Below are 17,060 nucleotides of genomic sequence, written 5' to 3'. Positions count from 1 at the left end.
GCGCCCGGCGGGCCGTGTCCGCCGTTCACGGAGCCTGGAAGTAGTGCCCCTTCTCCAGGTCCTCGACAAGGTTCGGGCCGGTCGGGCGCCATCCCAGCAGCTCGCGGGTCAGCGCGCTCGACGCCGGCGCGTCCAGGCCCACGACTCCGGCGAGCCAGCCGAAGTGGCCGGCCGCGTCCCCGGGAGCGATGGACGCCACCGGCAGGTCGAGCCGGCGTCCGATCGCCTCGGCGATGGCCCGGAACGGCACGCCCTCATCGGCGTTCGCGTGCAGCGCCGACCCCGCCGGGGCCTTCTCCAGCGCCAGCCGGAACAGCCGCGCGGCATCCGACACGTGGCCCGCGGGCCAGCGGTTGGCCCCGTCACCGATGTATCCGGCGACGCCCTTGTCACGCGCGATGCCGACCAGGCCGGCCACGAAGCCCTTGTCGCCTTCGCCGTGCACGGTCGGCGGGAGCCGGACGACCGACGAGCGGACACCACGGGACGCGAAGGAGAGCGCGAGCTGTGCGGTGGCCTGCCGAGCCTGCACTTCCTCCCCTTCGGCAGGCTCGCGCCCGTCCCGCTCGGTCGCCACCCGCCCCGGCGCGAGGCCGAGCAGGCCGGACGCGAGCACGAAGGGCCGGTCGGAGCCCGCGAGCGCGTCGCCGAACGCCTCGACGGCGCGCCGGTCCGCGTCGGTGGCGTCCTGGAACCCGCCCGAGAACGCGATGTCGTGCTTGAACGCCAGATGGACGACGCCGTCGGAGGCCGCCGCGGCGCCGGCGAGGACGTCGAGGTCGTCCAGGGTGCCGCGGCGCACCCCGGCGCCGGCCGCGGTGAGGGCGGCGGCCGAGGCGTCGGAGCGGGCGAGCCCGGTGACGCGGTGCCCCGCCGCGAGGAGTTCGGGAACGAGCGCCGAGCCGATCCAGCCGGACGCCCCGGTGACGAAGACGTGCATGGAGACCTCCCGATGAGCCGCCGGACACGGTCGCGCCCGGCTGATGTCAGTCACTGTCGTCAGCATACCCCCACGATGTCAGTGACTGTCATCGACTAGGATTCCGGCCATGGGGCGATGGGAGCCGAACGCGCGCGGCCGGCTCGAACAGGCGGCACTGGACCTCTACGGCGAGCACGGCTTCGACCGGACCACCGTCGCGGAGATCGCCCGCCGGGCCGGCCTCACCGAGCGCACGTTCTTCCGCCACTTCGCCGACAAGCGCGAGGTCCTGTTCGCGGGCTCGGCACTGCTCGAGGACATGCTGGCGAGCGCCGTCGCCGAGGCGCCCGCGGAGGCGGCGCCGCTCGCCGCGACGGCCGAGGCGCTGGAGGCCGTCGCCGCCGTCTTCGAGGGGCGCCACGACCACGCCCGCCGCCGCCAGGCCGTCATCGACGCGAACGCCGAACTGCGCGAACGCGAGCTGATCAAGCTCGCCGCCCTGGCGGGCGCGCTCGCCGGGTCCCTGCGCCGCCGCGGCGTCCCGGACCCGGCCGCGGCCCTCTCCGCCGAGGCCGGCATCGCCGTCTTCAAGGTCGCCTTCGAACGCTGGCTCGCCGACGACCGCCACGACCTCCCCCACCACATCCACGAGTCCCTGAACGCGCTGAAGTCCGTGGCCGCCAGCAGGTGACCGGCGCCGCGGGACGCCGGGCCACGCGGTCGCGCCAGGAGGGCACCCGCCGCTTCGCCGAACTGCGCCGGGATGATCCCGAGTCCCGCTTTCCCGGCCTGCTGGACGCCGTCCGCCCCGACGCCGTCGGCGCGCATGTCGGCGAACAGCGGCCCGGCGGGCGCGGCGCGGCCCCGCCCGATCTCTCAGTCGAGGCAGAACTCGTTGCCTTCGGGGTCGGCCATCACGATGTGGCCCGCGTCGAGCGGGGGCTTCGGGTCGTGGCGCTGGAGGCGGGCGGCGCCGTGGGCGATGAGGCGGTCGGCCTCGGCCTCCAGGGCCGCCATCCGCTCGTCGCCGTCGAGGCCCGGCGCCGCCCGCACGTCGAGGTGCACCCGGTTCTTGACCTGCTTGCCCTCCGGGACGCGCTGGAAGAACACCCGGGGTCCGGAGCCACCAGGGTCGACCACCGCCGATGCGTCGTTGCGGTTCTCCGGCGGGACCCCCATCGCCTCCAGGGCCTCGTCCCATGACGCGAAGCCGCCGGGCGGGGCCTGGAGCCGGTAGCCGAGGGCCTCGGCCCAGAAGGCCGCCATCGCGGCGGGGTCGGCGCAGTCGAAGGTGATCTGGACGTCGCGGGCCATGTCAGCTCGCCTCCCGGTGAGTGTGCGTGTAGAGGTCGCGGAGCAGGCACACCTCGGACAGGTGGTGGACCAGCTCCCGGTTGATGTGCAGGACCAACGCTGCCAGAGGGCGCTCGGCGTACGGCCCCTCGGCCTCCCCGCACGGGCGGGTGAGGCCCGTCTCGCCGAGCGATCCGACCCCGGCCAGCCACGTCGCGTACTCCGCGTCGAGCTGGGCCAGCGCCTCGTCCGCCGTCGCGGCGTATTCGAACGCCTGGTAGTCGGTGGGCGGGCGCCCGAAGTGCGCGGCGCTCCGCACCGCCAGGACGCCGACGATCACGTGCGCGAGCCGCCAGGCGATCGTCGTGAACGGGGCGGGGTCGGGCGGCGGCATCGCGAAGTCGATGGTCATCGCAGAGCCGCCCTGCCCTGGCGGGGCGTCGGCAGCGCGCGGTCGCACGCTCCAGCAGCCGGGCGCCGGCTCCCAGAAGTACTCGTCGTCCGTGAGCCCGCTGATGCGAGGCCGCAGCTGGTTGTCCCAGTGCCAGGCGATCTGGTCCCGGAGCAGCGGGTTCCAGGTTTCGGTCATGGGGCCACTGTCGCCGAGATAGCGGACAGGTTCGTTCCGCGTTCCGTGCGACGATGGGCACATGAGCGTCGAGGCAACGACCGAGCGGGTGCTGCGGCTGCTGGGACTGCTGCAGCGGCGGCCGTCCTGGACCGCCGCCGCCCTCGCCGCCGAACTCGGCGTCACCGACCGCTCGGTGCGGCGCGACGTGGAGCGGCTGCGAGCGCTCGGCTACCCGGTGCACGCGACGGCGGGCGTGGGCGGCGGCTACCGGCTGGGCGCGGGCACCCGCCTGCCACCGCTGCTCCTCGACGACGAGGAGGCGATCGCGACGGCGGTGTCCCTGCGGATGGCGTCCGGCGGCACGGTCGCCGGTGCGGGCGAGGCGGCCCTGCGGGCCCTGGCGAAGCTCGACCAGGTGATGCCGCCCCGCCTGCGCGCCGAGGTGCGGGCGGTGCACGGCGCCACCGAGACCCTCGTCGGCCCCGGCGTCCAGATCGACGCGGAGCTGCTGGTGACGCTCGCACGGGCCTGCCGCGACGCGGTCCGGGTGCGGTTCCGCTACCCCGGGCGGGACGGCGGGGAGCGCGAGCGCACGGTCGAGCCGGTGCGGATGGTCGCCACCGGCCGCCGCTGGTACCTCATGGCGTGGGACACCGACCGCGACGCCTGGCGCACGTTCCGGCTGGACCGGATGCGCGAGGCGGCGGCGACGACCTGGCGGTTCCGGCCGAGGGAGCATCCGGACCCGGTCGCCTACGTGCAGCGGGCCGTGACCGAGGCGCCGTACCGGCACCGCGCGCGGATCCGCGTCCACGCCACGGCCGACGAGGTGCGGCAACTGGTCCCGCCCCAAGTGGGCCGCGTCGAGGACGACCGCGACGGCTGGTGCGTGCTCGTCGTCGGCGCAGCGGACCTCGACGCGGTCGCCGTGCACGTGGCCCGGCTGGACTTCGAGACGGAGGTCCTGGAGCCTCCGGAGCTGCGAAAGGCCGCCGCCCGCCTCGCCCACCGCCTGACGGCGCTGGCCGACTAGGGCACGGGGCGGAGCTGGACGAGGATCATCCAGTTGCGGTCGTCCCGGATGGGGGCGGCGCGCACGCGGTAGCGGCCCGGGGCCAGGTCGATGCCCAGGTGGTTGCCGGGTTCGGGGGTCGCGCCGGGCCAGGCGGAGTCGAAGAGGACGACGGCGCCGTCCACGTCCCAGTCGAGCTCCTCCTGCCACTCGACGCCGTGGACGGCCTGCCTGGCCGCGTCGACGAGCTCGGACTCGGAGTCGGCCGCCGCCCACCGCACGAAGAGGCGCTCGTCCGGCAGGTAGGTGGTGGTGGCGGGTTCGTCACCGAGGACGAGGCCGTGCCCTTCCCCGATGCCGAGCAGCCCGATGTAGCCGCCGACCGCGCAGGCGCGCCCGTAGTCGCCCCAGTTCTCCTCGGGCCCCTCGTCGTCGGTCGCGCCCTCCCAGCGGGCCAGCTGCGACGCGGGCGCGGCCAGCAGCGGCCCCCCGCCGGACTCGACCCACTCCATGGGCACACCCTCTCCTCGGTGAGGCGACACCGTACAACGCGCCTCGGACACCTTCCCCCTGACATGGGGATATGCGACGATTGAAGTGCATTGTGACGGTGTGGCGGGATGAACGGCCGGACGGGGCGCCGCCGCCGAGCACGACCTCACCTCGCGCGCGGGCGCCGGGCCGGCGAGGGGGAGACATGCGCAAGGTGGCCGACTGCAGGGACATGCCGAGCGAGATGAACTGCACGCTCGCCATCAGCGGCGAGGAGGACGAGGTCGTCCGCGCCGCCGCCGAGCACGCCGCATCGGTGCACGGGCACGAGGACACCCCGGAGCTCCGCGATGAGATCCGCACTCACCTCAAGGACGAGCGCGCGACCGTCGGGAGCTGAGCCGGATGGGCTTCGTACAGATCATCGACTACCGCACCGACCGCCAGGACGAACTGGAAGGCCTGTTCGACGAGTGGGCGCAGGCCAGCCAGGGCAAGCGGACGGCGACCCACGAGCTGCACACCAAGGACCGCCAGGACTCGTCCCACTACGTCGACATCGTCGAGTTCCCGTCCTACGAGGAGGCCATGCGCAACAGCGACCTGCCCGAGACCCGGCGCATCGCCGGGCAGATGGAGGCCCTGTGCACCGACGGCCCCCGCTTCCTGAACCTGGAGGTCATGCGAGACGAGCCCCTCTAACCAACCAGACCACCGAAGCCGCGGGCGCCGTGGACGCCTCGCCCCCCGGAAGGGGGGCGGTGGCGCGGGGACACTGGGGTAATGACACACTTACTTCAGTTTGTCTCATGGAGGTGTACATGTCGGCGACCGTCCAGGCTCCCGAGAGCGTCACGTGGCGCGTCCACATCGATCGGTCCATGTGGATCGGCGGGGTGCGCAGCCTCATGCTCCAGGCGCTGCACCCCATGGCGATGTGGGGCGTCTGGCAGAACTCCAACTTCCAGGAGGACCCGTTCGGGCGGCTCCAGCGCACCGCCGACTTCGTCGGGGTGGCCACGTACGGGTCGCACGAGGAGATCGACGCGTTGGCGTACCGCGTCCGGGAGATCCACCGGAGCCTGCGCATCCTCAACCACGACACCGGGAAGCGGGAGCGGCTCGACCAGCCCGAACTGCTGCGGTGGGTGCACTGCGCCGAGGTGTACTCCTACCTGGAGGTCGCGCGGAGGGCCGGGCTGCCGCTGACCGGCGCCATGGCGGACAAGTACCTCGACGAGCAGCGGCACACCGCGACCTACGTCGGGCTGCACGCCGACGACGTCCCCGGCAGCGTCGCCGAGATGGAGGCCTACCTCGCCGAGATGCGGCCCCAGCTGCGCGTCACCGAGGAGGCCGCCGCGACGGTGCGGTTCCTCATGTGGCCGACGATGCCGGAGAACCTCAGGTTCCTCGCGCCCGGGAAGCCCGGCTACTTCCCGTTCGGGGCGCTCTGCTACTACTCGCTGCCGGACTGGGCCCGCCAGATGTACGGGGCGCTGCCCGAGGTGCCGCAGCCCGCGGTGACGGCGGCGCTCCGCTCGTTCCGCCTCGCGATGAACGCGGTCCCCGAGCGGCTGCACGACTACGCGTTCGCCAAGAACACCCGCGACATGCTGGAACGTGCCCGGCAGCGGCTCGCCGCCGACGGCTACGACCTGAGCAAGGGCCTCTACGGTCTCCGCGACCCGCGCCGCTGGCCCGGGCAGCGGGCCCTGGCCACCGCCTAGACGGCGTCGACGGGAAGCGCCGCCCACGGCTCCTTGCGCGGCGCGGCCTCCCTGCCCTCCGGGCAGTGGCGGGCGAAGTCGCACCACGAGCACAGGTTCCCCGGACGCGGGGGGAACAGCTCGTCGTGCGGGGCGTGATCGACCTCCCCCTCGCGGGGCCTCGGCACGCCCGCGCGCTTCCCGGCGCCGGCGCGGTAGGCGTCGTCGGCGGCCGCGGCCTCGGCGGCGATCTGCTCCGCGCGCCGGATGTGCCGGGCCAGCGACTCGTCGGTGTGCTCCCACACCGCGACCTCGCCGGACGGCAGATGGTGCAGCTCGACCCGGCGGCACGGGCGCCGCAGGACGCGCGACGCCGCCACCGCGTAGATCGCCAGCGCCAGCGAGCCGCGGGCGTCGTCGGCGGTCAGGACGTGCCGCCCGGTCTTGTAGTCCACGACGACCAGCTCGGAGCCGCGCGCGTCCAGCCGGTCGATGCGCCCGGACACCGCGATGCGGTCGGTGCGGGTCGCCACGGTGCGCTCGACGCCGAGCGGCTCGTCGGACGGGTCCAGCCCGGCGACGTACCGCTCCGTCATCTCCCGGGCCCGCTCGCGCCACTGCGCGGACTGCGCCTCGTCGCGGAACCCGTCGGTCAGCCAGCCGCGGAGCAGCAGCCTCCCCGCCGCCTCGGGGCTGCGCTCGTGGACGGGCAGCCGCCACCAGCCGGCCAGCGCGTTGTGCACGCTCGCACCGACGCTGTTGTGCGCCCACGGCGGCCCCTTGGGCGGCATCGGACGATCAAGATACGTCATCCGGTACCGGCGCGGGCAGTCCAGCCACGTGTTCAACCGCGAAGGCGTGCACGTGTAAAGCCGCTGAGGCATCCCCTCAAAGCCCAGCTGCTCGGCCACCGTTAGTCGTCAGACTCCCGGGCCATGGAGCCCCAGCTCTCCCAGCGGGCGTCCTCTTCGCCGACCGTGGTCTCCTCGCCCTGCGCGGGCAGGACGCGCAGGTCCTTCGGCAGCGGGGTGAGCAGCGCGCCGATCGAGTTGAGCTGCTTGCGCAGGTCCTCGTAGACGCCGCCGACCGAGCCCGGACGGCCGCGGTGCAGGGTGTCGCCGGAGAACAGCAGGCCGAGCTGCTCGCTGATCACGCAGACGCTGCCGGGCGTGTGGCCCGGGGTGTGCACGATCTCCAGCTGCGCCTCGCCGATCTCGAAGACGCCGCCGTCCTCCAGCCAGATGTCGGGTTCGAGGGAGCGCAGCGCCTTGGCGTCGTCCTCGTCGTCCTCCTCCTTGGCGAGGCGGCCGAAGTAGTCGCGCCACAGCAGCCGGTCGGCGCGGTGCAGGGCGATCGGGGCCCAGTTGTCCTCGTCCTCCTCGCCGGCCGCAGCGACTTCGAGGACCACGCTGAGGCGGTGCTCGTTGCCGTCGGTCAGCAGGACGGCCATGACCTCGCGGTCACCGACCTCCTTGAGGATGGCCTCGGCGTCGTTGGCCGGGTCGATCACGATGACCTCGTCGTCGTCGCCGACGATGTAGGTGTTGTTCTCGACGTCGTACTCGGTGTCGTCCAGGGTGAGCTTCCCCGACGTCACCACCTGTTCGATGCGCGCGTCCACGCTTCGCACCCTACCGCGATTCGCCGCCCCGGTCGGGCAGACGGAGATCGCCGCCGGTGGCGGCCGCGCGGAGCGTGTCGAAGGCGTCCGGCGCGGTGGTCTCGACGCCGATCCGGTCGCCGGTGAACGCGCCGTGGTCGTCGCTGGAGCCGGTCACGGCGAGGCCGAGCGCGGCGGCCAGGTCGCGCAGGCGGGCGCGGTCCTCGGGGGTGTGGTCGGGGTGGTCGGTCTCGACCCCGGCGAGCCCGGCGGCGGCGAGCCGCTCGATCACCTCGTCGCCGAACACGTAGCCGCGGCGGCGCGCCCGGGGATGGGCCAGGACGCACACTCCCCCGGCCGCGCGGACGAGCTCGATCGCCCGCTCCGCGTCGAGCGCGTACCGCTCGACGTAGGCCCGGCCGCCCTGCGCGATCCACCGGGGCGTGAACGCCTCGTCCGCGGTCTCGATCACGCCGGCCTCCACCATGGCGCGCGCGATGTGCGGGCGGCCGACCGCCTCGCCCGTGGCCAGCGCGCGGACCGTGTCCCAGCCGACCTCGGCGCCGAGCTCGTTCAGCCGCTCCACCATGCCGCGCGCCCTGACCACCCGGTCGTCGCGGATCCGGGCCAGCTCGGCGGCCAGCACCGGCTCGGCCGGGTCGAACAGGTAGCCGAGCAGGTGCAGGCTCCGGTCGTCCTCCTTGCACGACAGCTCGATGCCGGGGACCAGCGCCAGGCCGTCCGGGAGGGACGCGGCGGCCTCGTCCCAGCCGGCGACGGTGTCGTGGTCGGTGAGCGCGACGACGTCGACCCCGTTCTCGCGCGCCCGCCGGACGACCTCCGCCGGGGGGCGGGTCCCGTCGGACGCGTCGCTGTGGCAGTGCAGATCGATCCGCATAGGCCCTTCATACCAGCCGCTCAGCCGTCGAGGCGGGGGCTGTACGCGCCGTAGGGGAGGTCGAGTTCCATTCCCGGCTCGCGGAGGTCGAGCAGGGTGAGGCGCTCCACCATGAGCACCCCGGCGTCGGCGGGCCACAGCACCGCCCACAGCCAGTTCCCCATCGCCTCGCCGACGTAGGCGGCGCGGTCGGGGCGGTCGCCGACCGCCCACAGCGGCACCGTCTGCCCAGGGGTCGCGGCGGGGCCGCCGATGTCCAGCTTCACGTGGGGCGGGCCGCCGTTGAAGGCGGTGCCGGGATCGGGGCCCGCGAGGCCCGCGAAGTGGGCGCCGAGGCCGATGCCCGGTTCCTCGGCGATCAGGACCATGTCGGCGGGGCCGTGCAGCAACCCCGGACCGGACACCGCGACGGCGGTCGCGCGGGCGCCCGAGCGCTCGTCCCCGACGGAGGCGAAGCCCGTGACGAGCCACGCCGCCGGAAGCGGCCACGGCGTCCAGACCGGGACCCTCGCGTCCTGCAGGACGACGGCCAGCCCCTCGGCGCCGGGGCGATGGGACGGCTGCCTCGGCAGTACGGCGCCGTGCACGCCGCAGCTCCAGTCGCTGGACCAGAGGCCCGGCGCGGTCAGCGGGCCCGCGCAGCGCGGGCAGGTGGGCTCCGCCCTCATGAGTAACCACCCTGCGCGGCCACGTCCCGCCTCGTCAAGGGGCTGCCGGGTCGCCGCCCTGGAAAGTGGCGACAAAATGGGGTCATGCGAGTGCGCTGCGTGGGCGGGGTCGTCCGGGACGGCGAGGGACGGTTCCTGCTGGTCAGGCGCGGCCACCCGCCGGGAGAGGGCCTGTGGTCGATCCCGGGCGGGCGGGTCGAGCCCGGCGAGGACGACGCGGCGGCGGTCGCCCGCGAGCTGAGAGAGGAGACCGGTCTGGACGTCCTCGTCGGCGCCCTGGCCGGGACGGTGGAGCGCCCCGGCCCCGGCGGCGTCGTCTACGAGATCCACGACTACACGGCCACCGTGGCCGGCGGGACGCTCCGCGCGGGCGACGACGCGTCCGACGTCCGCTGGGTGCCCCGGGGCGAGCTGGGCGCCCTTCCGATGACGCCCGGCCTGCTCGACGCCCTCGCCGAGTGGGGCGTCCTATGAGGCGTGCGCGGGCGCCGTGGCCGCGGTCAACGGGGCCGCGCCGTCCCCGGGGCCGGCCGTGACCCGCTGGACCCGCATCCGCCGCGCCACCCACGTGACGGCGGCCGCGTAGAGCAGCATCGGGACGATGTCCGCCACCACGAGCTGCCAGGGGACGGAGCCCTGCTCGATGTCGAGCTGACCGATCGCCGCGGGGCCGAGGAACGCCATCAGGTTGTTGAGCACGTGCAGGGCGATACCGGCCTCCAGCCCGCCCGTCCGCACCGTGAGCCACGCCGCGACCGCGCCGAACGCGAAGATGTCGAGGATTCCCCAGCCCGTGTAGCCGTGCCCGGCCGTGAACAGGGCCGAGCCCACGACGATCCCCGGCCACGGCGTGCGGAACACCACGCTGAAGGCACGGCCGACGCGGCTTCTGGCGTTCTCCAGAGTGCACGCGCCCACGGCCTGGAGCATCCAGCCGCGGAAGGCGTACTCCTCCGCCGCCGACTGGAACGGCACCAGCAGGATGATGACGATGGCGGGGGCGATGAACCGCCCCCATCCGACCCAGTGCTCGTCGCCGCCCGACTGGTCGTCGATCGCGGTGGAGGCGACGATGGACGTCCCGTAGGACACGGCGCAGAACAGGATCGCCAGGCCCGAGCAGGCGAGGAGCCAGCGGCGGCGCAGCCGCCCCGCGACCGAGGAAAGCGTGCCCGGGCGCCGCCGCTGGACGAGCCACGCCGCGCCCAGCGTGACCGGCAGGAACAGCGCCAGCGACCCGAGGTTGTACGCCAGGTCGGCCGTCTGGTCGCCGAAGATCGCGTCGGTGTCCGTCCCCGAGGTGTCGGGGGTCTCGCCCGTGACCACCACCTGGACGATGACGCCCACGATCAGCAGTCCGATGGCCAGGGCCATCCCGAGGGCCGCGATCCCGAAGGTCCCCGCGAGCGGGCGCCACCACCGGTGCGCCTCGTTGCGCGCCAGCCGGTGGAACGGGGCCGCCTTGGGCGTCTCCACCGTCCAGGGCCGCTTCGCCGCGTGGATCCCGTATCCGGGAGCGTAGGGGCCGAGGTGGTCCGCGCCCGGTGGCTGCGCCGGCGCCCCGCCCCAGTACGGCGTTCCGGGCGCGTACCCCTGAACCTGCGGCCGGCCGGGGCCGTAGGGCTGCCCTGCGGCAGGGGGCTGTGCCGGGTTCGGCGGCCAGGCGGCGGGCGGCGGCCGCACGCCCTCCGGCACCGGCTCGGGACCGGACGGCTGCGGGTTCCGCCGGGGCTCGCGTCCCAGATCGGGGTCGAGGGGCGCCCAGCCGTCGCCGTCCCCTGGTCCTGCCACGTGTGACGCCTCTCGGTAGATCTCGTGTACGTGGGACGAATCGTACGGGCCCCTCAGTTCCCGGACGGATCGAAGCGCTTCGTCCGGGCCATCCCCGCGGCGCGGCCCTTGGCGGCGACGACGAGCGCCATCTTGCGGGACGCCTCGTCGATCATCTCGTCGCCGAGGCGGGCGGCGCCGCGGCCCTCGCCGAGCGAGTGCTCGTAGGCGTCGAGGATCAGTTCGGCGTGGTCGTAGTCGTCCTGCGACGGGGAGAACACGGCGTTGCCCGCCTCGATCTGGGACGGGTGCAGCACCCACTTGCCGTCGAAGCCGAGGGCGGCGGAGCGCTCGGCGACGCGGGTGAAGGCCTCCACGTCGCGGACGTTGAAGTAGGGGCCGTCGATCGCCTGGAGGTCGTGGGCGCGCGCGGCCATCAGGATCCGCATGAGGATGTAGTGGTAGGCGTCGCCCTCGGTGTAGCCGGGCGGCTGCTCGCCGACGACGAGCGTCTTCATGTTGATCGACGCCATGAGGTCGCCGGGGCCGAGGACGAGGGCCTCCAGCCGGGGCGAGGACGCGGCGATCGCGTCGACGTTGACCATGCCGCGGGCGTCCTCGATCTGCGCCTCGATGCCGATCCGGCCGGCGGGCAGGCCCGTCGCCCGCTCGATCTGGGTGAGCAGCCGGTCGAGCCACTGGACGTGGGAGGCGTCCGACACCTTCGGCAGCATGACCGCGTCGAGGTTGGCCCCGGCGCCCTCGACGACATCGATCACGTCCCGGTAGGCCCAGTGGGTGTCGAGGTCGTTGACGCGCACCACCCGCGTCCGGCCCGTCCAGTCGCCGTCGTTGAGCGCGGCGACCACGGTCGCGCGGGCGCCCTCCTTGGCCGACGGCGCGACGGCGTCCTCTAGGTCGAGGAAGATCTCGTCGGCGGGCAGCCCCTGCGCCTTCTCGATGAAGCGGGGATTGCTGCCCGGGACCGCGAGGGTGGTACGTCGTGAGCGCATGGCCCCGGATGCTATCCAGGGGTGTGAGACCCTCGGGGCATGGGTCTGAACAGGGCACTGCTGGAGGAGGCGGCCAAGAAGTCGGGGCTGCTGTGGCTGGACCTGCCCGGCCTGCCCCAGCCGCGCGCCGCCTGGCACGTGTGGCACGACGGGTCGGCGTACGTGCTGACCGGCGGGGAGGGCGAGCAGCCGCTGCCGGGCCTGCCGGAGGCCGCGCAGGTGACGGTGATCCTGCGCAGCAAGGACAAGGGCGGGCGGCTCCTGACGTTCGTCGCCGACGCCGAGCAGGTCGAGCCCGGTTCACCGCTGTGGGACGAGGTCGCGCCCGTCCTCGCCAAGGAGCGGCTGAACGCCCTGACCCACGAGGGCCAGGTGGAGGCGTGGGCCGAGGAGTCGTGGATCGTCCGGCTCACCCCGGCCGAGGAGGTCGTCGAGGCGGGCGGGGAGTACGCGACCGTCCGGCCGGTGCCGACGCCCGCGACGACCGCCGGAACGCCGCCGCGCCTGTACGGCCGCAAACGCCGGCGCGCCGACCGCTAGCCGCCGCGCGGGCCCCACGGCGGGCCCTCACATCGGCAGGCGGCGCCCTTCCGCGAGGGCGCGCAGCTTGTCGGGGTTGGCCACCAGGTGGATGGCCTTGACCCGGCCGTCCGCGCCGACGTCGGCGGTGACGGCGCTGATCGGCCCGTCCGGGCCGTCCACGATGACCGCCGGGCCGCCGTTGAGCTCCACGGGCCGGATGCGCATGTCCGCCGGGTCGACGCCCTGGTAGGGCTGCCCGCCGATGGCGACGAAGAAGCGGGCCACCTTCTCCGCGCCGATGATCGCCCGGAGGGGCGCCCGGACCTTGCCGCCGCCGTCGGACCACAGCGCGACGTCGGGCGCGAGGACCTCCATGAGCCGGTTGACGTCGCCGCCGAGCACCGCCTCGAAGAACCGCTCGGTGGCGGCGCGCCGCTCGGCGCCGCGGGCCTCGAAGCGGGGGCGCCGCGCCTCCACGTGCTTGCGGGCGCGGGTGCCGAGCTGGCGGACCGACGCCTCGGACCGGTCCAGCGCCTTGGCGATCTCGGCGAACGGGTAGCCGAAGACCTCCTTCAGCACGAACACGGCGCGTTCGAGGGGGCTCAGCGTCTCCAGGACGACGAGCATGGCCATCGACACCGACTCCGACATCTCGGCGTCCTCGGCGACGTCCGGGGTGGTCAGCATCGGCTCGGGCAGCCACGGCCCGACGTAGGTCTCGCGCCGGGCCCGCGCGGAGCGCAGCCGGTCCAGCGCGACGTTGGTGGTGATCCGCACGAGGTAGGCCTTGGGGTCGGCCACGCCGGAGCGGTCGCCCGCCGACCAGCGCAGCCAGGCGTCCTGGACGGCGTCCTCGGCGTCGGCCGCCGTGCCGAGCATCCGGTAGGCCACCGCGAACAGCAGGTTGCGGTACTGCTCGAACGGCTCTGCGAAGGCGTCGCTCACGGTCCCCCACCCTTTCACGTCCCTTTCGCCCCCCAGACGGGGGGTGACGGCCGGATGTGACATACCCGTCCGGATCAGTCGGGAGATCACGGGTAGTGTCCAGGCCATGAGCGGACCTCCGTCGCGGGTGTTCATCGCCCGCCTCGCGGGCGTCGCGGTGTTCGACCCGGCCGGGGACCAGGTCGGCCGGGTCCGCGACGTCGTGGTCGCGCTGCGCCTCGCGCCGCGTCCGCCGCGGGCGCTCGGGCTGGTGGTGGAGGTCGCCTCGCGCCGCGCGGTGTTCCTGCCGATCACGCGGGTCACCGTGATCGAGGCGGACGCCGTCGTCTTCGACGGGCGGCTGAACATGCGCCGCTTCCAGAAGCGCGAGTCGGAGACGCTGGTGATCGCCGAGATGCTGGACCGGACCGTCCGGTTCCGCGACTCCGGCGAGGCCGCCTTCGTCGTGGACGTGGCGATGGAGCCGACCCGCACCCGCGACTGGCTCGTCACCAAGGTCGCCGTCCGCCGCCGGACGGGCCGGGGCCTGCGCAAGCGGGGCGAGAGCATGGTCGTGAGCTGGGACGCCGTGGAGGGGTTCTCCGCCGTCGAGCACGGGCAGGGCGCGGCCGGGCTGATCGCCGCGTTCGAGCGGATGAAGCCCGCCGACCTCGCCACGATCGTGCACGAGCTGCCGGAGAAGCGGCGCACCGAGGTCGCCGTCGCGCTGGACGACGAGCGGCTCGCCGACGTCCTGGAGGAGCTGCCCGAGGACGACCAGATCGAGATCCTCGGCAAGCTCGGCGTGGACCGCGCCGCCGACGTCCTGGAGGCGATGGGCCCCGACGACGCCGCCGACCTGCTCGGCGACCTGCCGACCGAGCAGCGCGAGCAGCTCCTGACGCTGATGGAGCCGCGCGACGCGGCCCCCGTCCGGCGGCTGCTCACCTACCCCGACCAGTCCGCGGGCGGCCTGATGACGACCGATCCGGTCATCGTCCCGCCGGACGCCACGGTCGCCGAGGCGCTCGCGCTGATCCGCCGTCCCGACCTGAACCCGGCCCTCGCCGCCCAGGTGTACGTGTGCCGGGCCCCGACCGCGACGCCGACCGGCCGCTACCTCGGCACGGTGCACTTCCAGAAGCTGCTGCGCGAGCCGCCGCCGACGCTGGTCAGCGGGATCGTCGACACCGAGCTCGACCCGCTGCGCCCCACCATGTCGCTGGAGGCCGTCGCGATGTTCCTGGCCACCTACAACCTGGTCGCGGGCGCGGTCGTGGACGAGAACGGGCACCTGCTGGGCTCGGTGACGATCGACGACGTCCTCGACCATCTGCTGCCCGAGGACTGGCGGGAGGCCGCGATGGAGGCGACCGCCGAGGAGACCGCCGATCCCGAGGAAGAGGCTCTCCGGGGGACGACATGACGACGACACGCCAGATGGCCTCGCGCCTGGACCAGCCGAGGGAGCTCCGCCGGACGCTGCTGCCGCGCCCCTCCTACGATCCCGAGTCGTTCGGGCGGCTGTCGGAGCGGATCGCGCGGTTCCTGGGGACGGCCCGGTTCCTCGTGTACATGACGGTGTTCGTCACCGTGTGGATCGGGTGGAACCTCCTCGTGCCGTCGTGGTTGAGGTGGGACCCGTACCCCTTCATCTTCCTGACGCTGATCCTGTCGCTGCAGGCCTCCTACGCGGCGCCGCTGATCCTGCTCGCCCAGAACAGGCAGGACGACCGGGACCGGGTCCAGTACGAGCAGGACCGGTCGCGCAACGAGCGCAGCATCGCCGACACCGAGTACCTCACGCGCGAGATCGCTGGGCTGCGGGTCGCGATGAGCGAGGTCGCCACCCGCGACTTCCTGCGCTCGGAGCTCCAGCAGATGCTCAGGGAGATGGACGCCAAGAAGCCCGTCCCCTAGGCCCCCTCGTCGGCGAGCCTGTCGAGGAGGTGGCCGAGGGCGCGCAGGTCGGGCTCGTCCAGCCGGCTCAGGATGTGGTCGCGGACGCCCTGCCGGTAGGTGGGCGCGGCCTCGGCGAGCCGGGCCCGTCCCTCGGCGGTCAGGACGGCGAACAGGCCGCGCGCGTCGCTCGGGCAGGACTGCCGGGCCACCAGCCCGTCCCGCTGGAGCCGGTCGACCAGCCGCGTCAGGCCGCTGCGCGACAGCAGCACGCGGTCGGCGAGGTCGTTCATCCGCAGCCGCCCGTCCGGCGCCTCGCCGAGGTGCACGAGGACCTCGTAGGCCCCGAGCGCGAGGTCGTGGCGGGCCGTCAGGTCGGCCTGCAGCCGGCGGGAGATCTGCGCCTGGGCGCGCAGCATGGTCCGCCACACGATCAGCTCGGCGGCGGCCGAGGCGAGGTCGGTGGTCACGGACCGATGGTAGGACGGGCGTGCCGTCCGCGCGGCGGACGCGCAGGCCGGGTGCACGCCGCGTGTGAGGACCGACACCCTGATTAGCAGGTTGGCGCGTCGGGTTCATACCATGGACGCATGGCCTCCCTTCTGACGAACGAGCGGGTGAACGCGGCTCTCGCCACGGTGCTCGATCCCGAGATCCGCAAGCCCATCACCGAGCTCGACATGGTCAAGAGCATCGACATCGACGCGGACGGCGCCGTCCGCGTCGGCGTCTACCTGACCGTGGCCGGGTGTCCGATGAAGGACACCATCACCAGGAACGTCACGGAGGCCGTGTCCAAGCTCGACGGCGTGTCCTCGGTGGTCGTCGACCTCGACGTGATGAGCGAGGAGCAGCGCAAGGACCTGCAGACCAAGCTGCGCGGCGGGCAGCCCGCCAAGGAGATCCCGTTCGCCCGGCCGAACTCGCTGACCAAGGTGTACGCGGTGGCGAGCGGCAAGGGCGGCGTCGGCAAGTCGTCGGTGACGGTGAACCTCGCCGCCGCGCTGGCCGCGCAGGGCCGCAAGGTCGGCGTCGTGGACGCCGACATCTACGGCCACTCGGTGCCGCGGATGCTGGGCGTGGACGCCCCGCCCACCAAGGTCGAAGACATGATCATGCCGCCGACCGCGCACGACGTGAAGGTGATCTCCGTCGGCATGTTCACCGCCGGGAACCAGCCGGTCGTGTGGCGGGGGCCGATGCTCCACCGCGCGCTCCAGCAGTTCCTCGCGGACGTGTACTGGGGCGACCTCGACATCCTGCTGATGGACCTGCCGCCCGGCACCGGCGACATCGCGATCTCCGTCGCGCAGCTGCTGCCGTCCGCGGAGATCCTCGTCGTCACCACCCCGCAGCAGGCCGCCGCCGAGGTGGCCGAGCGGGCGGGCGCGATCGCCGCGCAGACCCACCAGCAGGTCGTCGGTGTGATCGAGAACATGTCCTACCTGTCGTGCCCGCACTGCGGTGAGCAGCAGCACATCTTCGGCGAGGGCGGCGGCCAGACGGTCGCGGACGCGCTGACGAAGACGCTCGGGACCCGCGTCCCCATGCTCGGCCAGGTGCAGATCGACCCGCGCCTGCGCGAGGGCGGCGACAACGGCGTCCCGCTGGTGCTCTCCGACCCCGACGCCGGGGCGGCCAAGGAGCTGCGCACGATCGCCGACAAGCTCGCCGGCCGCAGCCGCGGCTCCCGCCCGGCGTCCGCAAGGGCGGTTACTGGGGCGACACCCTCTTCGCCTGACGGGCCGCGGGCTAGCCCTGCCCGGC

Annotated in this window: 22 protein-coding genes; 10 read left to right on the top strand and 12 right to left on the bottom strand. The window is 73.8% G+C overall.

Going from position 1 to position 17,060, the window contains the following annotated elements; all coding sequences use genetic code 11:
* Positions 1–25 precede the first annotated feature (25 nt).
* The gene (locus tag ABWI04_RS27425) at positions 26–940 is read right to left on the bottom strand and encodes an SDR family oxidoreductase (RefSeq protein ID WP_353834250.1); all 915 of its coding nucleotides are present in this window, start codon (positions 938–940) and stop codon (positions 26–28) included.
* Between the two features lie 109 nt (positions 941–1,049).
* On the opposite strand from ABWI04_RS27425, the gene ABWI04_RS27420 reads away from it, so the two are divergent.
* Positions 1,050–1,613: a TetR/AcrR family transcriptional regulator gene (locus ABWI04_RS27420; protein WP_353834249.1), complete on the top strand. Its 564-nt coding sequence runs from the start codon at positions 1,050–1,052 to the stop codon at positions 1,611–1,613.
* A 185-nt stretch (positions 1,614–1,798) separates the two neighbouring features.
* Here ABWI04_RS27420 and ABWI04_RS27415 read toward each other — a convergent pair whose 3' ends face one another.
* Positions 1,799–2,236 carry a VOC family protein gene (locus tag ABWI04_RS27415; protein WP_345186662.1) on the bottom strand — a complete coding sequence of 146 codons (438 nt, stop codon included), beginning with the start codon at positions 2,234–2,236 and terminating at the stop codon, positions 1,799–1,801.
* Position 2,237: 1 nt separating this feature from the next.
* Positions 2,238–2,804 carry a DinB family protein gene (locus ABWI04_RS27410; RefSeq protein ID WP_353834248.1) on the bottom strand — a complete coding sequence of 189 codons (567 nt, stop codon included), beginning with the start codon at positions 2,802–2,804 and terminating at the stop codon, positions 2,238–2,240.
* A 61-nt stretch (positions 2,805–2,865) separates the two neighbouring features.
* Here ABWI04_RS27410 and ABWI04_RS27405 point away from each other — a divergent pair, with 61 nt between their 5' ends.
* Positions 2,866–3,819, top strand: a complete 954-nt coding sequence (locus ABWI04_RS27405) for a helix-turn-helix transcriptional regulator (RefSeq protein WP_353834247.1) — start codon at positions 2,866–2,868, stop codon at positions 3,817–3,819.
* Here ABWI04_RS27405 and ABWI04_RS27400 read toward each other — a convergent pair.
* A complete protein-coding gene (locus ABWI04_RS27400) occupies positions 3,816–4,310 on the bottom strand; it encodes an Imm21 family immunity protein (protein WP_353834246.1) in 495 nt (164 codons plus the stop codon). The two genes, ABWI04_RS27405 and ABWI04_RS27400, sit on opposite strands and share 4 nt — an antisense overlap.
* 185 nt (positions 4,311–4,495) lie before the next feature.
* On the opposite strand from ABWI04_RS27400, the gene ABWI04_RS27395 reads away from it, so the two are divergent.
* The 3 genes from ABWI04_RS27395 to ABWI04_RS27385 all read left to right on the top strand — a co-directional run bounded on the left by ABWI04_RS27395 (position 4,496) and on the right by ABWI04_RS27385 (position 6,020).
* Positions 4,496–4,690, top strand: coding sequence for a DUF1059 domain-containing protein (locus tag ABWI04_RS27395; protein ID WP_345186653.1), 195 nt, complete (start codon positions 4,496–4,498; stop codon positions 4,688–4,690).
* A 5-nt stretch (positions 4,691–4,695) separates the two neighbouring features.
* Entirely contained in the window at positions 4,696–4,992 is a 297-nt protein-coding gene (locus tag ABWI04_RS27390) for a hypothetical protein (protein WP_345186651.1), read from the top strand.
* Positions 4,993–5,111: 119 nt separating this feature from the next.
* On the top strand, positions 5,112–6,020 hold the full coding sequence (locus tag ABWI04_RS27385) for an oxygenase MpaB family protein (protein ID WP_345186700.1): 909 nt from the start codon (positions 5,112–5,114) through the stop codon (positions 6,018–6,020).
* On the opposite strand, the gene ABWI04_RS27380 is transcribed toward ABWI04_RS27385, so the two are convergent.
* Genes ABWI04_RS27380 through ABWI04_RS27365 form a run of 4 tightly spaced genes read right to left on the bottom strand, consistent with a single transcriptional unit; the run spans position 6,017 to position 9,165 of the window.
* The gene (locus ABWI04_RS27380) at positions 6,017–6,883 is read right to left on the bottom strand and encodes a RecB family exonuclease (RefSeq protein WP_353834245.1); all 867 of its coding nucleotides are present in this window, start codon (positions 6,881–6,883) and stop codon (positions 6,017–6,019) included. The two genes, ABWI04_RS27385 and ABWI04_RS27380, sit on opposite strands and share 4 nt — an antisense overlap.
* Before the next feature lie 29 nt (positions 6,884–6,912).
* The gene (locus ABWI04_RS27375) at positions 6,913–7,620 is read right to left on the bottom strand and encodes an MBL fold metallo-hydrolase (RefSeq protein WP_345186645.1); all 708 of its coding nucleotides are present in this window, start codon (positions 7,618–7,620) and stop codon (positions 6,913–6,915) included.
* Between the two features lie 10 nt (positions 7,621–7,630).
* The gene (locus ABWI04_RS27370; RefSeq protein WP_353834244.1) at positions 7,631–8,497 is read right to left on the bottom strand and encodes a PHP domain-containing protein; all 867 of its coding nucleotides are present in this window, start codon (positions 8,495–8,497) and stop codon (positions 7,631–7,633) included.
* Positions 8,498–8,517: 20 nt separating this feature from the next.
* Positions 8,518–9,165: a DUF6758 family protein gene (locus ABWI04_RS27365; protein ID WP_353834243.1), complete on the bottom strand. Its 648-nt coding sequence runs from the start codon at positions 9,163–9,165 to the stop codon at positions 8,518–8,520.
* 84 nt (positions 9,166–9,249) lie between these two features.
* On the opposite strand from ABWI04_RS27365, the gene ABWI04_RS27360 reads away from it, so the two are divergent.
* Positions 9,250–9,639, top strand: coding sequence for an NUDIX hydrolase (locus ABWI04_RS27360; protein ID WP_345186639.1), 390 nt, complete (start codon positions 9,250–9,252; stop codon positions 9,637–9,639).
* Here the strand turns inward: ABWI04_RS27360 and ABWI04_RS27355 are convergent.
* The gene (locus ABWI04_RS27355) at positions 9,634–10,956 is read right to left on the bottom strand and encodes a CPBP family intramembrane glutamic endopeptidase (protein WP_353834242.1); all 1,323 of its coding nucleotides are present in this window, start codon (positions 10,954–10,956) and stop codon (positions 9,634–9,636) included. The two genes, ABWI04_RS27360 and ABWI04_RS27355, sit on opposite strands and share 6 nt — an antisense overlap.
* Before the next feature lie 53 nt (positions 10,957–11,009).
* Complete coding sequence (locus tag ABWI04_RS27350) at positions 11,010–11,948, bottom strand: HpcH/HpaI aldolase/citrate lyase family protein (RefSeq protein ID WP_353834240.1); 939 nt, start codon at positions 11,946–11,948, stop codon at positions 11,010–11,012.
* 39 nt (positions 11,949–11,987) lie between these two features.
* Between ABWI04_RS27350 and ABWI04_RS27345 the strand changes: the two genes are divergently transcribed.
* Positions 11,988–12,488, top strand: a complete 501-nt coding sequence (locus ABWI04_RS27345; RefSeq protein WP_345186633.1) for a hypothetical protein — start codon at positions 11,988–11,990, stop codon at positions 12,486–12,488.
* A gap of 27 nt (positions 12,489–12,515) precedes the next feature.
* On the opposite strand, the gene ABWI04_RS27340 is transcribed toward ABWI04_RS27345, so the two are convergent.
* Positions 12,516–13,415, bottom strand: a complete 900-nt coding sequence (locus ABWI04_RS27340; protein WP_345186631.1) for an RNA polymerase sigma-70 factor — start codon at positions 13,413–13,415, stop codon at positions 12,516–12,518.
* A gap of 106 nt (positions 13,416–13,521) precedes the next feature.
* On the opposite strand from ABWI04_RS27340, the gene ABWI04_RS27335 reads away from it, so the two are divergent.
* Both ABWI04_RS27335 and ABWI04_RS27330 read left to right on the top strand, forming a co-directional pair.
* Positions 13,522–14,820 (top strand): magnesium transporter MgtE N-terminal domain-containing protein, encoded by a 1,299-nt coding sequence (locus ABWI04_RS27335; RefSeq protein ID WP_345186629.1) that lies wholly within the window; start codon positions 13,522–13,524, stop codon positions 14,818–14,820.
* A complete protein-coding gene (locus tag ABWI04_RS27330; protein ID WP_353834239.1) occupies positions 14,817–15,314 on the top strand; it encodes a DUF1003 domain-containing protein in 498 nt (165 codons plus the stop codon). The genes ABWI04_RS27335 and ABWI04_RS27330 overlap by 4 nt, the downstream gene beginning before the upstream one ends.
* Here ABWI04_RS27330 and ABWI04_RS27325 read toward each other — a convergent pair.
* Positions 15,311–15,763, bottom strand: coding sequence for a MarR family winged helix-turn-helix transcriptional regulator (locus ABWI04_RS27325; protein ID WP_353834238.1), 453 nt, complete (start codon positions 15,761–15,763; stop codon positions 15,311–15,313). The two genes, ABWI04_RS27330 and ABWI04_RS27325, sit on opposite strands and share 4 nt — an antisense overlap.
* 120 nt (positions 15,764–15,883) lie before the next feature.
* Here ABWI04_RS27325 and ABWI04_RS27320 point away from each other — a divergent pair.
* Positions 15,884–17,060 (top strand): Mrp/NBP35 family ATP-binding protein (locus tag ABWI04_RS27320; protein ID WP_353834237.1); only part of this gene is annotated, 1,177 nt, incomplete at its 3' end.

The organism is Actinomadura sp. NPDC000929 (assembly GCF_040492065.1).
Lineage (GTDB): Bacteria > Actinomycetota > Actinomycetes > Streptosporangiales > Streptosporangiaceae > Spirillospora > Spirillospora verrucosospora.
This window is presented reverse-complemented; position numbering and strand designations above follow the sequence as displayed.

Excerpts from the sequence above, each read along its gene's own strand:
- ABWI04_RS27330 (WP_353834239.1), top strand. The coding sequence starts at position 14,817 with ATGACGACGACACGCCAGATGGCCTCGCGCCTGGACCAGCCGAGGGAG.
- ABWI04_RS27425 (WP_353834250.1), bottom strand. The coding sequence starts at position 940 with ATGCACGTCTTCGTCACCGGGGCGTCCGGCTGGATCGGCTCGGCGCTC.
- ABWI04_RS27350 (WP_353834240.1), bottom strand. The coding sequence starts at position 11,948 with ATGCGCTCACGACGTACCACCCTCGCGGTCCCGGGCAGCAATCCCCGC.
- ABWI04_RS27345 (WP_345186633.1), top strand. The coding sequence starts at position 11,988 with ATGGGTCTGAACAGGGCACTGCTGGAGGAGGCGGCCAAGAAGTCGGGG.
- ABWI04_RS27390 (WP_345186651.1), top strand. The coding sequence starts at position 4,696 with ATGGGCTTCGTACAGATCATCGACTACCGCACCGACCGCCAGGACGAA.
- ABWI04_RS27370 (WP_353834244.1), bottom strand. The coding sequence starts at position 8,497 with ATGCGGATCGATCTGCACTGCCACAGCGACGCGTCCGACGGGACCCGC.
- ABWI04_RS27365 (WP_353834243.1), bottom strand. The coding sequence starts at position 9,165 with ATGAGGGCGGAGCCCACCTGCCCGCGCTGCGCGGGCCCGCTGACCGCG.
- ABWI04_RS27420 (WP_353834249.1), top strand. The coding sequence starts at position 1,050 with ATGGGGCGATGGGAGCCGAACGCGCGCGGCCGGCTCGAACAGGCGGCA.
- ABWI04_RS27335 (WP_345186629.1), top strand. The coding sequence starts at position 13,522 with ATGAGCGGACCTCCGTCGCGGGTGTTCATCGCCCGCCTCGCGGGCGTC.
- ABWI04_RS27400 (WP_353834246.1), bottom strand. The coding sequence starts at position 4,310 with ATGGAGTGGGTCGAGTCCGGCGGGGGGCCGCTGCTGGCCGCGCCCGCG.
- ABWI04_RS27360 (WP_345186639.1), top strand. The coding sequence starts at position 9,250 with ATGCGAGTGCGCTGCGTGGGCGGGGTCGTCCGGGACGGCGAGGGACGG.
- ABWI04_RS27405 (WP_353834247.1), top strand. The coding sequence starts at position 2,866 with ATGAGCGTCGAGGCAACGACCGAGCGGGTGCTGCGGCTGCTGGGACTG.
- ABWI04_RS27395 (WP_345186653.1), top strand. The coding sequence starts at position 4,496 with ATGCGCAAGGTGGCCGACTGCAGGGACATGCCGAGCGAGATGAACTGC.
- ABWI04_RS27410 (WP_353834248.1), bottom strand. The coding sequence starts at position 2,804 with ATGACCGAAACCTGGAACCCGCTGCTCCGGGACCAGATCGCCTGGCAC.
- ABWI04_RS27380 (WP_353834245.1), bottom strand. The coding sequence starts at position 6,883 with ATGCCTCAGCGGCTTTACACGTGCACGCCTTCGCGGTTGAACACGTGG.
- ABWI04_RS27415 (WP_345186662.1), bottom strand. The coding sequence starts at position 2,236 with ATGGCCCGCGACGTCCAGATCACCTTCGACTGCGCCGACCCCGCCGCG.
- ABWI04_RS27385 (WP_345186700.1), top strand. The coding sequence starts at position 5,112 with ATGTCGGCGACCGTCCAGGCTCCCGAGAGCGTCACGTGGCGCGTCCAC.